Source organism: Nocardioides humilatus, assembly GCF_008373755.1.
GTDB classification, from domain to species: Bacteria; Actinomycetota; Actinomycetes; order Propionibacteriales; family Nocardioidaceae; genus Nocardioides; species Nocardioides humilatus.
Genome location: NZ_VUJV01000003.1, coordinates 1,336,475 through 1,349,656, shown reverse-complemented (window position 1 = coordinate 1,349,656; position 13,182 = coordinate 1,336,475). Strand labels below are relative to the sequence as shown.

The following is a 13,182-nucleotide window of genomic DNA, read 5'->3' as shown; positions in this document are numbered from 1 at the left end:
TCGCCGAAAGAGGACACCCCCATGACCGAGCAGTACGTCGACTACGCCTTCGCCGACGGCGCCGCGCGCATCACGCTCACCGCCGCTGACCGGGGCAACCCGATCGAGCCGGTGGCGACGGCACAGCTGCACGCCGCCGTACTCCGGGCGAAGGCCGACGGCGCGCGAGTGATCGTGCTCGCGGCGGACGGTCGGTTCTTCTCCGTCGGCGGCGACCTCGGGGCGTTCGCGGGCGCCGACGACCCGGGCGCGCTCCTCCTCGACCTGGCCGAGGCGGTCCACCGCGTGATCACCGAGCTGGTGCGCGGCGACGCGATCGTCGTGACGGTCGTCCAGGGCACCGCCGCCGGCGGCGGCTTCCCGCTCGCTGCGGCGGGCGACATCGTGCTGGCCGCCGAGACGGCGAAGTTCAGCCTCGCCTACGCGAAGGTCGGGCTCAGCCCCGACTGCGGCGGCAGCCAACTGGTCCACACGCTCGGCTTGCACCGCGCTCTCCGTCTCGCCCTGCTCGGCGATCTCCTGACCGCCCAGCAGGCGGCCGACGCCGGACTCGTGGCGCGGGTCGTGCCCGCTGACGAGCTCACCGCCACGACCGACCAGGTCGTCGCCACGCTGCTCGCCGGTTCGCCGCAGGCCTTCGCCGCTGCCAAGCGGCTGCTCCGCGACGCTGCCGAGCCGGCGCCGGAGACGGCGCTGCGCAAGGAGGCCGAGTCGATCAGCGCGCTCGCCGGCACCCCCAACGGTCAGGAGGGCATCGCTGCCTTCCTGGAGAAGCGCGCCCCCAGCTTCAGCTGACCAGCGCGAGACGTCGGGTCAGGGGGTCAGGACGTCGCGGGCGCCGGCGCCGTGGTGGCGGCCGGCTCCTCGCCCGCGGCGACCTTCAGCAGCCGGTCGACGGCGATCGCGGTCCAGGCCGCGCTCTCGTCGCTGCGGGGCTCGGTGTCGATCGTCGTGACGCCGCCGACGTTGGCGCCGACGCGGAAGTTGGACCACTCGATGTAGATCTGGGTCGGGTCGCCACCGCCGGAGGTGATGGTGCCCGATGCGGCGATGTGGAGCTGGTCGTCCACGTCGTAGGTCGCGGCCTCGTCGTAGTTCAGCGTCAGCTGCCACTGGTTGCCGTCGCCGTCCGGTGCGTCGATGGTCGTGCACGCGCCGAGCGCCGTCTGGACCTGGTCGAAGACGGCCGCGATCGCCGTCGGGTCCTCATAGGCGGACACGGTGCTCTCGACGAACGGCAGCTCCGCGTCGCCGTAGGCGAACTCGGTGCCGGCCTTGGTCGTCTTCGTGAGGCCCTCGGTCAGGGTGTCGATGTCGGCGAGGCAGCCGGGGGCCTCGGTGTCGTCCTCGGTCGAGGGGGTCGCTGACCAGCCCTCGCCCATGTTGTCGCTCTGGAGCACCGCCTGGGCCGCCTGGTCGGCCGACAAGGGGCCGACGGCGTCGGGGTCGCCACCGATGGTCTGGCCGTTCTCGTCCACGACGACGGTCTCCTGCGCGTCGGTGTCCTTGCTGCTGCTGCCGCCGTCGTCGTTGCAGCCGGTGGCGGCGAAGGCGACGAGCGCCAGGACGGCGAGCGGGGCGAGCGAGCGGGAGCGGGCAGTACGGCGCACGAGGACCTCCGTGGGGGAGCGCGATGTCGAGTGAATGAAACCATGCACCTGAAACTAGAACACGTTACAGTTCTGAGATGAGTACGTCGGTCTTCGATCCCGTCACCCTCGGTCCCGTGCGGCTGCGCAACCGCACGGTGAAGGCCGCGACCTTCGAGGGCCGAGCGCCCGAGGGCCAGGTCACCGACGCCCTCATCGACTACCACCTCGCGCCGGCGCGCGGCGGGATCGGGCTGACCACCGTCGCCTATCTCGCGGTCGCCCCCGAGGGGCGGACCCACAACGAGCAGATCGTCGTGGGTCCGAAGACGCTCGCGGGTCTCCGTCGGCTCACCGACGCGGTCCACCATGAGGGCGCCGGCGTCGCCGCGCAGGTCGGTCACGCCGGACCAGTCGCCAACGGGCGGTCCAACGGGGTGCACGCGATCTCCGCCAGCCGGATGCCCAGCCCGCTGTCGATGCAGATGATCAAGTCCGCCACCGAGCAGGACCTGACCCGGGTCACGCGGGCCTACGTCGACGCCGCCCGCGTGCTCGTGGAGGCCGGCTTCGACGTCCTCGAGCTGCACATGGCGCACAGCTACTTGATCTCCTCGTTCCTCGCGCCCGGGCTCAACCGCCGTAAGGACCGCTGGGGCGGGCCCCTCGAGAGCCGGGCTCGGCTCGCTCGGCAGGTGGCGCGCGCCGTACGAGAAGAGGTCGGCGACGCCGTCGCCCTCACCGCGAAGGTCAGCGTCTCTGACGGGTTCAAGGGCGGCGTGACGACCGAGGAGGGCATCGCGGTCGCCCGCCTGCTCGAGGCAGACGGCCACCTCGACGCGTTGCAGCTGTCGGGCGGTTCGTCGCTGATGAACCCGATGTACCTCTTCCGTGGCGAGACCCCCGTCTCCGAGTTCGCCGACGCGATGCCGACCATCGTGAAGTGGGGGATGAAGACGCCGGTGGGCAAGAGCTTCCTCAAGCGCTACGAGTTCGAGGAGGCCTACTTCAAGGAGAAGGCGCTCCAGTTCCGCAAGGAGCTGTCGATGCCCCTCATGCTGCTCGGCGGCATCAACCGCGTCGAGACGATGCAGCAGGCGATGGCCGACGGCTTCGACTTCGTCGCGATGGGCCGCGCCGTGCTCCGCGAGCCCGACCTGGTCAACCGGCTCCAGGCCGGCACCGCCACCCAGGGCATCTGCACCCACTGCAACCGCTGCATGCCGACCATCTACACCGGCACCCGCTGCGTCGACTGGACTCCCGCCGAGGTCATCCCCGGCCCCTGACCCCCCGCGAAGTGTCGGGGTTGAGCGCACGAAGTGTCGTACTTGAGCCGTCGAGCTGTCACACCTCGACGGTGCAACCTCGACACTTCGACAACTCAACTCCGACACTTCGACAGCGCAAGAGCGACACTTCGCGAGGGACTGACCCTTTCCCAAAACTAGAACATGTTCTAGTGTGGCCGCATGTCGCAGGTCATCCCAGAAAAGCCCCTCCGTGTCGTCGTCTGGTCCACGGGGACCATCGGGCGTCACGCCATCGCGGGCGTGGACGCCCACCCGGACCTCGAGCTGGTCGGGGTGTGGACCTCGACGGCCGCCAAGAGCGGGGTCGACGCGGGGGAGCTGGCCGAGCTTGGGCGTGAGCTCGGCATCAAGGCCACCAACGACCGTGACGAGCTGATCGCGCTCCGGCCCGACTGCATCCTGCATGCGGCGATGACCGACGACCGGGTGTTCGAGTCGATCGACGACCTCACCGGCTTCATCCGCGACGGCGTCAACGTCGTGTCGAGCGGGCCGGTCATCCTGCTGCACCGCACGGGCACGCTCCCCGACGAGATGATCGCGGGCATCGACGAGGCGGGCCGGCAGGGCAACGCGAGCCTCCACGTCAACGGCATCGACCCGGGGTGGGCCAACGACGTGCTGCCGCTGGTGCTGACCAGCCTCAGCCAGCGCATCGACCACGTGAAGGTCAGCGAGATCGCCGACTACTCGACCTACTACCAGCCCGTCGTCATGAAGGACATCTTCGGCTTCGGGCAGCCCATGGAGACCCGACCGATGCTCTGGGAGGGCGGCATCCTCAGCACCGCCTGGGGCCCGGTCGTCCGCCTCATCGCCGCCGGTCTCGACATCACGCTCGACGAGCCGCTGATCGAGGAGGTCGAGCGTCGGCCTGCGCCGCGCACGGTCAAGACCTACTCGGTCGACGTCGAGGAGGGCACGATGGGATCGGTGCGCTTCCGCGTGATCGGCACCGTCGACGGTGTCCCGCGTGTGACGCTCGAGCACATCACCCGCACCGACGCGACCTCCGACCCCGACTGGCCGACGCCGTCGGAGGGCGACGGCTGCTACCGGGTCGAGATCACCGGCGAACCGCAGATGAAGCTCGAGTTCAGCCACCACGGCGAGCACGGCGACCACAACGTCTCCGGGATGATCGTGACGGCCCAGCGCCTCGTCAACGCGATCCCGGCCGTCGTCGCCGCCAAGCCGGGCCTGCTCACTGCGCTCGACCTCCCGCTCATCACCGGCCGTGGGCTGGTGAGCAAGTGAGCATCCTCGACCGCTTCCGCCTGACCGACCACGTCGCCGTCGTCACCGGCGCCGGCCGTGGCATCGGCGCGGCGACCGCCATCGCGCTCGCCGAAGCCGGCGCCGACGTCGTCATCTCTTCCCGCACCGAGGACCAGCTGACGGGGGTCGCGGAGCAGATCCGTGCCATCGGACGCCGGGCGCTCGTCGTACCTGCCAACCTGGCGCACACCGACGCCGTCGCCGGCCTGGCCCAGGCGGCCTTCGACGAGTTCGGTCGGCTCGACGTCGTCGTCAACAACGTCGGCGGCACGATCCCCAACGCGTTCCTCGACACCGACGTGGCCTACCTCGAGGAGTCGTTCCACTTCAACGTCAGTACGGCGCACGCGCTCACCCGCGCCGCCGTACCCCTGATGCTCGCCTCCCTCGGCGAGGAGGGCGAGCAGCGCCAGAAGTCGGTCGTCAGCATCAGCTCGGCCATGGGCCGCCTCAGCGGTCGCGGCTACCTGGCCTACGGCACGGCGAAGGGCGCGCTCGCGCACTGGTCCAAGCTCGCCGCCACCGACCTCGCGCCGCGGATCCGCGTCAACGGGATCTACGTCGGCTCGGTGATGACGAGTGCCCTGGAGTTCGTCGCGGGCGTGCCCGAGATGAAGCAGCAGATGGAGACCGGCACGCCGCTCGGCACGATCGGTGAGGCCGAGGACATCGCGGCCGCGGTCGTCTACCTGTCCTCGCCGGCCGGCAAGTACGTCACCGGAAAGATGCTCGAGGTCGACGGCGGCATCCAGACGCCCAACCTCGACCTCAACCTCCCCGACCTGAAGCCGATGGATGTGGCCCCGGCCACAGCGGAGTAGAGGGCGAGTCCCTAGGGTGCCCAGGTGACCTCAGGAGTCAGTACCGGCATGGCCATCTCGCCCGACTCGGGCGAGCACTGGGCCAACGAGGGCGCGTGGGAGGTGGCGCCGGGCATCCACCGGATCCCGCTGCCGCTCCCCATGGACGGCCTCAAGGCGATCAACGTCTACGTCGTCCAAGGCGATGACGGACTGACGCTGATCGATGGCGGGTGGGCGATCCCGGTCGCACGCGAGCTGCTCGACAAGTGCCTGCGCTCGATCGGGTCGGGCTTCGGCGACATCAAGCGCTTCCTGGTCACCCACATCCACCGCGACCACTTCACGTTGGCGACGGTCCTCGGCCACGAGTACGGCGCCGACGTCGCCCTCGGTCTCCCCGAGAAGCCCGGCCTCGACCTGCTCCACGCAGCCGGTCGCGGCGAGCTCGAGGGCGGCAACCCGTTCTCGGCCGTGCTGCGCTCGGCCGGTGCCGGAGCGGTCGCCGACGCGTGGGACCTCGGTCGCCGCGTCGAGGACCTGCCCGACCCGATCGACTGGGCCTACCCCGACATCTGGCTCGAGGGCGACATGACCTTCGACATCGGCAGCCGCTCGATCGACGCGGTGCACACTCCCGGCCACACGCCCGGCCACTATGTCTACGCCGACCAGGCTGACGGTCTGCTCTTCGCGGGTGACCACGTGCTGCCGACCATCACGCCCTCCATCGGCTTCACGATCCCGCCCGAGCCCGACCCGCTGGGCCACTTCATGCGCTCGCTCACGCGGGTCCGCGCGCTGCCGGACCTGCGGATCCTGCCGGCCCACGGCCCCGTCGCGCCGTCGTCGCACGCGCGGGTCGACGAGCTGTTGACGCACCACGAGCACCGGCTCGTGCAGTGCCTCGCGTCGCTCAGTTCGCGCGACGGGTCGACCTCGGTCGCGGTCGCCGGTGACCTGGGCTGGACGCGCCACGAGCGGTCCTATGAGGAGCTCGACCTCTTCAACAAGGGCATGGCCGCGATGGAGACCAAGGCGCACCTCGACCTGCTCGTCGTCCGTGGCCAGGCGACCGAGACCGCGACCGACGAGGGTGTGGTCTACCGCGCCGTCGAGGTCAGCTCCTGACCCACCGCATCGGCGTGTGCGGGATGCCGTCGTCGAGGAACTCCTCGCCGTCGACGGCGAACCCGAATCCGCCGTACCAACCCGTCAGCGGCGACTGCGCGTCGAGTACGACGTCCCGCCTGCTGTCGGTCGCTGTGCAGTGCTCGAGCGCGGCGCCCATGAGCCGGTCGGCGAGGCCGCGGCCCCGTCCGGCCGGTGCGAGGACGACCCGCCCGATCCGCCACGTCGTGCCGTCGTCGAGCACCCGCGCGTAGCCGACCAGCGTCTCGCCCTCGCGCAACAACACGTGGCCGGTGCCCGGCTCGGTGTCCCGCCCGTCGAGGTCGGGGTAGGGGCACTCCTGCTCGACGACGAAGACGCCTTGGCGCAGCCGCGCGACGTCGTAGACCTCCGTGGCGGTGAGCGCCGCGAAGCCATCGACCCTGATCTCCATGACCCCGAACCTAGATGAGCAGTCCGAGGGGCCTACATTGAGAGGCGAAAGACAGGGGAGCACGGATGCGTGCTGAGAGTGCGGGACACCCGCAGACCCTCCGAACCTGATCCGGTTAGCACCGGCGAAGGGAGTCCGCACCGATGCAGACCCGTCCTGCCCGCACGTTCACGGCCCTCGCGGCCATCTCGATCGGCTCGACCATCGCCTTGGTGAGCACCAGTTGCTCCCTCACGGCGGAGGACGACAAGAGCGACCGCGCCACCGGCGAGTGCGGCGAGGTCGTGCTCGTCACCCACGACTCGTTCGACCTGCCGAAGAAGCTGGTGACCGCCTTCGAGAAGGAGACGGGTTGCGAGCTCACGCACAGCCCGGCCGGCGACGGTGGCGAGCTGACCAGCAAGCTCGTGGTCACCGAGGGCGACCCCATCGGTGACGTCGCGTTCGGCGTCGACAACACCTTCGCCGGGGTGGCGCTCGACGAAGGGGTGTTCGCGCCCTACCGGCCGAGCCTGCCGTCCGGTGCCGACCGCTACCTGCTCTCCGGCGACGACGACGGAGTCCTGACGCCGATCGACAACGCGAGCGTCTGCGTCAACGTCGATGTCGCCTGGTTCGACGAGCACGGCGTCACGCCGCCGACGAGCCTCGACGACCTGACCGACGCGACCTACCGCGACCTGCTGGTGACCGAGTCGGCCACCACCAGCTCGACCGGGCTGGCGTTCCTGCTCGCGACGATCGGTGAGTACGGCGACGACTGGGCGTCGTACTGGCAGGACCTCCTCGACAACGGCGCAAAGATCGACAAGGGCTGGGAGGACGCCTACTACGTCGACTTCAGCTTCTCCGGTGGCGACCGGCCGATCGTGGTCTCCTACGACACCTCGCCGGCCTACACGGTGAAGGGCGGCAAGACCTCCACCTCGGCCCTGCTCGACACCTGCTTCCGCCAGGTGGAATACGCCGGAGTGCTCGAGGGCGCCGCCAACCCTGTGGGTGCCGAGCAGGTCGTCGACTGGCTGCTGAGCCCCGAGGTCCAGGCAGCGCTGCCGACGAGCATGTACGTCTTCCCGGTCGACGACAGCGCACCGCTGCCGAAGGACTGGGCGTCCTTCGCCACCTCGCCGAGCTCGCCGATCCAGGTCGACCCGGCCGACATCGCCGAGCACCGTCGCGAGTGGCTGACGCAGTGGACGGACCTCATCTCCGAGTGATCCGATGAGGAGGGTCGCCGGACTTCTCGCCCTGGCCGCGGTGCCGACCGGGGTGCTGGCGGTCTTCTTCCTGCTCCCCGTCTCCGGCATGCTCCAGCGCGGCGTCTGGCCGGACGGCTCCTTCGACCTCGGCGGGATCGCCGAGGTGCTCGGCCAGGAGCGCACCCGCAAGGTCGTCTGGTTCACCGTCTGGACGAGCACGGTGTCGACCGTGGCCTCCGTGGCGATGGGTCTCCCGGCCGCCTATGTGCTCCACCGGCTGGCGCTCCCGCTCCGCGGCGTGGTGCGGGCGGCGCTCCTCGTACCGTTCGTCCTGCCGACGGTCGTCGTCGGCATCGCGATCCGGCAGCTGGTCGGGCCGTCCGGCCCGCTCGGCTTCCTCGGCCTCGACGGCACGCCTGCCGCCATCGTGATGGGGCTGGTCTTCTTCAACGTCGCCGTCGTCATCCGCACCGTCGGCACCGCGTGGGAGGCGCTCGACCGGCGACCGGCCGAGGCCGCCTCCGCGCTCGGTGCATCGCCGCTCCAGGTGCTGCGCACCGTGACCCTGCCCGCCCTCCGCCCGGCGATCGTGTCGGCCGCCGCTGTGGTCTTCCTCTTCTGCGCGACCGGCTTCGGCGTCGTACTGATGCTCGGCGGCACGCGCTACTCCTCGGTCGAGACCGAGATCTACCTGCTGACGACGGGAGCGATCACCGGGTCCGTCGAGTACCAGGCGGCAGCAGCGCTCTCGCTGCTCCAGATCGCGGCGGTCGTGGTGATGCTGCTGATCGCGGCGCGGCTGCGGGCGGTGCCCGACCCGACCGTACGGCGCCTCCGGGCCCCCGCCGCTCGACCACGAGCCCACGACGTGCCGGCGCTGGTGGCCACCGGCGTCGTGCTGCTCGCGATCGCCGCGCCGATCCTCACCCTGCTGGCCGGGTCGTTGCGCCAGGACGGGCACTGGACCCTCACCTACTACCGGGCGCTCCAGGGGAGTGGCCAGGACGCCGGCGCGTCGGGGATGGGCGGCGGTCTGCTGCGCGTGCCGGTGAGCGAGGCGCTCGGCAACTCCCTGCGGATCGCCGTCGACGCCACCTGGATGGCGCTCCTGCTCGGCCTGCTCGTCTCGATCGTGGTGACCCGGCGGGCACACAGCCGCACCGAGGCGTCGGTGCGCAACGCGTTCGACGGGCTCTTCATGCTGCCCCTCGGCGTCTCGGCGGTGACGCTGGGGTTCGGCTTCCTCATCACCCTCGACGACCCGCCCCTCGACCTGCGGTCGAGCCCGTTGCTGGTGCCGATCGCGCAGGCGCTGGTGGCGCTGCCCCTGGTGGTGCGCGTGCTCGTGCCGGTGCTCCAGAGCATCGACGACCGGCAGCGTCAGGCCGCCGCGTCGCTCGGTGCCGGGCCGCTCCGGTCGCTGATGACCGTCGAGGTCCCGGTGCTGTGGCGGCCATTGCTGGCAGCCGCGGGCTTCGCCTTCGCGGTGTCGCTGGGCGAGTTCGGCGCGACGTCGTTCATCGTGCGTGCCCAGGTCCCGACGCTGCCGGTCGTCATCTACCGGTTGATCGGCAGCCCCGGCACGCTCAACTACGGCACGGCGATGGCCGCCTCGGTGGTCCTAGCCGCCGCGACGGCGCTGGTCGTCTTGGCGGTCGAGCGGCTGCGGGTGCCAGGAGTGGGAGTCCTCTGATGCTGTCGATCGAAGGCGTCACGGTCAGCTTCGGCGCGCAGCGTGCTGTCGACGACGTCGACCTGCGCCTCGACGACGGGCACGTGCTCGCCGTCCTCGGGCCGTCGGGCAGCGGGAAGTCCTCACTGCTGCGGGCGGTGGCGGGCCTCGAGCCGCTGCGTGCCGGGCGGGTCTCGTGGGACGGGCACGACCTGGCCGGCACCCCGACCCATCAGCGCGGCTTCGCGCTGATGTTCCAGGACGGCCAGCTCTTCGACCACCTCACCGTCGCGGGCAACGTCGGCTACGCGCTACGGCTCCGTGGGCTCGGACGCGCGGCGGCGCGCTCGCGGGTCGGTGAGTTGCTGGAGCTGGTCGGCCTCGCCGGTTACGGCGACCGGCTCCCGCGCACCCTGTCCGGGGGCGAGCGCCAGCGGGTCGCCCTCGCGCGATCCCTGGCCGCCGAGCCGCGGCTGTTGCTCCTCGACGAGCCCCTGTCCGCCCTCGACGCCGAGCTCCGGGTGCGGCTCGCGGCCGACCTGCGCCAGATCCTGCGCGAGTCCGGCACGACCGCGCTCCTGGTGACCCACGACCAGGAGGAGGCGTTCGCCGTCGCCGACCGGCTCGCGGTGATGCGTGCGGGTGCCGTCGTGCAGCAGGGGACGACCGAGGAGGTGTGGGCGGCGCCGGTCGATGCTGCGACCGCCCTCTTCTTGGGCTACTCCCGGGTGCTGACGGGGGCGGCCGCAGCGGTCGTTCTCGCCGCAGCAGGCCTCCCGCCGGCTGACGCAGTCGCCGTACGACGCTCGGCGCTGACGGCTGGCGGATCAGGTGGGCTGCTGGCCAGCGTGGTCGCCGTACGGGCGACGCCGGACGAGGTCCGGCTCGTCGTCGACGTCGACGGCGTGGGGGAGGCGGACGCCGTCGGGGCGCCCGGTTGGCTCCCCGCGCCGGGCGACGCAGTGGAGCTCCGGGTGGACGCGGCACGACTCGCCGTACTGACCCCTGGGGCGTCCCCCTAAACTCTCCCGGGTGTACCGCCGTGCCTACTCGCTCCTCATCGGCACGGCAGCCGTCATGGGCGGGCTCGCGGTCTTCGTGTCGATCAAGTACGACCGGCCGCTGCTCGACCCTGAGGGCAGCTTCCTGGGGCCGTCCTACGTCCGGCTCCCGCTGCTCCTGATCTTCGCGCTCGCCATCGACCTCATCCCGCGCACCATGTGGATGTCACGTGGCCGCCCCGGATCGATCTGGCCGGAGGCGCGGGAGCGGCTGCGCACCCACTGGGGCAAGGAACGGCTGATCCTGGTCTTCATCGGGGTGGTGTCGTTCTACGTCACCTACGTCAGCTATCGGAACCTGAAGTCCAACCTGCCGTTCGTACGGGACACCAATCCCGACCCGATGGACACCTCGCCGGTCTCCTTCGACCACGAGCTGCACGTCATGGACAAGATCCTTTTCTTCGGGCACGACCCGTCCACGGTGATGCAGGGGCTGCTCGGGCACTCGTTCACGGCTCACCTGCTCTCGCCGATCTACCTCTTCTTCCTCCCGATGGTGCCGATCGGCATCACGGCGTGGATCGTCTGGTCGCGCAACATCTCCTTCGGCTACTGGTTCGTGACGTCGCAGTGCCTCGCCTGGTCGTTCGGCACGCTGTCCTACTACCTGCTGCCGACGCTGGGCCCCGGGATCAACTACCAACCGCCCTACGAGGACCTCGCGCACACGCCGACGTCGGACCTGCTCGCGTCGATCACCAACGCCCGACATCGGGTCCTCCACGACCCGACCGCGACCGAGATCGTCAACTCGGTCGCCGGGTTCGCCAGCCTCCACTGCGCCATCACCCTGCTCGTGGCGCTGATGGTGCAGTACACGATCCGCAACAAGGTCGTGAAGATCGTCGTCTGGGTCAACTTCGGCCTGACCGTCGTCGCGACCCTCTACTTCGGCTGGCACTACGTCGCCGACGACATCGCCGGCATCGCCATCGCGATCGTCGCCTTCTACCTCGGCGCGATCGCCAGTGGTCAGAAGTTCGACAAGGGCTTCAAGTCGCACCCCACGACCACCACGTCGAAGATCCCGCGCGACCGCGACTAGCGCGAAGTGTCGCTGTTGCGCTGACGAAGTGTCGTTCTTGGCGCGTCGAAGTGTCGGTGCTGAGCGCGCGGATCCGCCAGGTCTGACACTTCGTCAGCGCAACCCCGACACTTCGCGGATCGGCGAATTTCGAGAATTACATTGTTGTAGTTCGCAAGCCGACACGCCGGTGACTGGTGAGAAAGTTGGGGTTTTTGTGGCTTTTGTGACGAATGAGCACTAGCGTTCTGCGAGTTGCAGCCGGGGAATGGGGATGTCCCCGGGTGCACCAGACCTACTCGTCGACCGGAGGAGAACCTCGTGCGCCGTCCCGTGATCGGGATCGCCCTGGTGGCTCTCGTGGCCGTCACCGCTCCCGCCAGCGCCGACAACGCGCACCACACGCCCACGCGTAGCGAGGTCCGTGAGGCTGAGCGGAAGGCGGACGCGGCGGCTGACGACGTCGACGGGATCCAGGCGCAGATCGACCGCGCCAACGCCAGTCTCGAGGCCGCCTCGATCGCCGCCCAGCAGGCGGCCGAGGCCTACAACGGCGCCGTGTGGCGGTTGCAGCAGGCGCGGAAGGCCGAGCGGGTCGCGACCCGCGCCTCCCGCCGGGCCGACCGGTCGCTGGCGGTCGTGAAGCACGACTACCGCGACGCCATCCTCGAGAGCTTCGTGACGGGCAGCCCTGACCTCAACGAGTTCAGCGCGCTGCTCGACGCCGACGGGCTCTCCAGCGCGCTCGACCGCGTCGCGACCTCCGAGATCGTGCAGCGCGAGTTCGTCGAGAAGCGCAGCGCCTACGAGTCGGCCGCGGGCAAGGCAGAGGAGGCCGAGGAGGCCGCCGAGGACGCGACCGACGAGGCCGCCGACGCGAAGGCCGACGCCGGCGAGGCGAAGGACGACGCCGAGGCTGCGGTCGCCGCCGCGCAGTCCGCAGCCACCACCGTCGCCGACGAGAAGGCGCTCCTCCTCCAGAAGCTCGCGCGACTCGAGGGCATCAGCGTCGACCTCGCGCAGCAGCGCCAGGCCGCGCTCGAGCAGCAGCGCCAGGAGGAGATCGCCGAGCAGGCCCAGCAGCAGGCCGCCGAGGAGCAGGCCGCGCTGGAGCAGGCCCAGCAGGAGGCTGCCGAGGAGCAGGCCCAGCAGGAGCAGGAGCAGGAGCAGGAGGAGCAGGAGGACCCGCCGGCTGACTCCGGCGACTCCGACGACTCCGACACCCCCGACGACACGACCACCGACGATCCGTCCGACGAGCCCGACACCGAGGAGCCCCCGGCCACCCCGCCGCCCGCCGGCGGAGCCGCTGCGGCCGTCGCCTTCGCGCGTGCCCAGATCGGCGAGCCCTACGTCTGGGCGGCCGACGGTCCGGACTCGTGGGACTGCTCGGGCCTCACCATGGGCGCCTGGGCGGCGGCAGGGAAGTCGCTCCCGCACTACTCGGTGGCGCAGTACGCCCAGTCGACGCCGATCTCGTCCGGCAGCCTGCAGCCCGGCGACCTGGTGTTCTGGGGCTCGTCGAGCGACCCGAGCTCGATCTACCACGTCGCGCTCTACGCCGGGAACAACATGATCATCCACGCCCCGCGCACCGGTCGCGACGTGAGCGAGGAGTCCATGTACTACTGGATTCCGCCGAACTTCTTCGCTCGACCCTGACGCGGGTCTCGCGCCGC

General features: G+C 70.5%; 12 protein-coding genes and 1 riboswitch. Of the genes, 10 read left to right on the top strand and 2 right to left on the bottom strand.

Translation table 11 applies throughout. The features are described 5' to 3' along the window. Nucleotides 1-21 precede the first annotated feature (21 nt). The gene (locus F0U44_RS14315; protein WP_149728934.1) at nucleotides 22-795 is read left to right on the top strand and encodes an enoyl-CoA hydratase/isomerase family protein; all 774 of its coding nucleotides are present in this window, start codon (nucleotides 22-24) and stop codon (nucleotides 793-795) included. Between the two features lie 26 nt (nucleotides 796-821). Here F0U44_RS14315 and F0U44_RS14310 read toward each other — a convergent pair whose 3' ends face one another. Then, nucleotides 822-1,610 carry a hypothetical protein gene (locus F0U44_RS14310; protein ID WP_149728933.1) on the bottom strand — a complete coding sequence of 263 codons (789 nt, stop codon included), beginning with the start codon at nucleotides 1,608-1,610 and terminating at the stop codon, nucleotides 822-824. Nucleotides 1,611-1,687: 77 nt separating this feature from the next. On the opposite strand from F0U44_RS14310, the gene F0U44_RS14305 reads away from it, so the two are divergent. The 4 genes from F0U44_RS14305 (at nucleotide 1,688) to F0U44_RS14290 (ending at nucleotide 6,111) form a co-directional block, all read left to right on the top strand. Beyond that, on the top strand, nucleotides 1,688-2,878 hold the full coding sequence (locus F0U44_RS14305; protein WP_149728932.1) for an oxidoreductase: 1,191 nt from the start codon (nucleotides 1,688-1,690) through the stop codon (nucleotides 2,876-2,878). A gap of 183 nt (nucleotides 2,879-3,061) precedes the next feature. Then, nucleotides 3,062-4,159, top strand: coding sequence for an NAD(P)H-dependent amine dehydrogenase family protein (locus F0U44_RS14300; protein ID WP_149728931.1), 1,098 nt, complete (start codon nucleotides 3,062-3,064; stop codon nucleotides 4,157-4,159). Next, the gene (locus F0U44_RS14295; RefSeq protein WP_149728930.1) at nucleotides 4,156-5,001 is read left to right on the top strand and encodes an SDR family oxidoreductase; all 846 of its coding nucleotides are present in this window, start codon (nucleotides 4,156-4,158) and stop codon (nucleotides 4,999-5,001) included. The genes F0U44_RS14300 and F0U44_RS14295 overlap by 4 nt, the downstream gene beginning before the upstream one ends. Before the next feature lie 24 nt (nucleotides 5,002-5,025). After that, nucleotides 5,026-6,111, top strand: a complete 1,086-nt coding sequence (locus tag F0U44_RS14290) for an MBL fold metallo-hydrolase (RefSeq protein WP_246160465.1) — start codon at nucleotides 5,026-5,028, stop codon at nucleotides 6,109-6,111. Here the strand turns inward: F0U44_RS14290 and F0U44_RS14285 are convergent. Further along, nucleotides 6,101-6,544: a GNAT family N-acetyltransferase gene (locus F0U44_RS14285; protein WP_149728929.1), complete on the bottom strand. Its 444-nt coding sequence runs from the start codon at nucleotides 6,542-6,544 to the stop codon at nucleotides 6,101-6,103. The genes F0U44_RS14290 and F0U44_RS14285 overlap by 11 nt on opposite strands. A gap of 43 nt (nucleotides 6,545-6,587) precedes the next feature. Beyond that, nucleotides 6,588-6,694, top strand: a riboswitch (TPP riboswitch). On the opposite strand from F0U44_RS14285, the gene F0U44_RS14280 reads away from it, so the two are divergent. The 5 genes from F0U44_RS14280 to F0U44_RS14260 all read left to right on the top strand — a co-directional run bounded on the left by F0U44_RS14280 (nucleotide 6,688) and on the right by F0U44_RS14260 (nucleotide 13,165). Continuing rightward, nucleotides 6,688-7,761, top strand: coding sequence for a thiamine ABC transporter substrate-binding protein (locus F0U44_RS14280; protein ID WP_149728928.1), 1,074 nt, complete (start codon nucleotides 6,688-6,690; stop codon nucleotides 7,759-7,761). It overlaps the preceding riboswitch by 7 nt. A 4-nt stretch (nucleotides 7,762-7,765) precedes the next feature. Next, nucleotides 7,766-9,436 carry an ABC transporter permease gene (locus tag F0U44_RS14275; RefSeq protein ID WP_149728927.1) on the top strand — a complete coding sequence of 557 codons (1,671 nt, stop codon included), beginning with the start codon at nucleotides 7,766-7,768 and terminating at the stop codon, nucleotides 9,434-9,436. After that, nucleotides 9,436-10,437, top strand: coding sequence for an ABC transporter ATP-binding protein (locus F0U44_RS14270; RefSeq protein WP_149728926.1), 1,002 nt, complete (start codon nucleotides 9,436-9,438; stop codon nucleotides 10,435-10,437). The genes F0U44_RS14275 and F0U44_RS14270 overlap by 1 nt, the downstream gene beginning before the upstream one ends. Nucleotides 10,438-10,447: 10 nt before the next feature. After that, nucleotides 10,448-11,524 carry a phosphatase PAP2 family protein gene (locus F0U44_RS14265; protein WP_246160464.1) on the top strand — a complete coding sequence of 359 codons (1,077 nt, stop codon included), beginning with the start codon at nucleotides 10,448-10,450 and terminating at the stop codon, nucleotides 11,522-11,524. A gap of 300 nt (nucleotides 11,525-11,824) precedes the next feature. After that, on the top strand, nucleotides 11,825-13,165 hold the full coding sequence (locus F0U44_RS14260; RefSeq protein WP_149728925.1) for a C40 family peptidase: 1,341 nt from the start codon (nucleotides 11,825-11,827) through the stop codon (nucleotides 13,163-13,165). The last annotated feature ends 17 nt before the right edge of the window (nucleotides 13,166-13,182 follow it).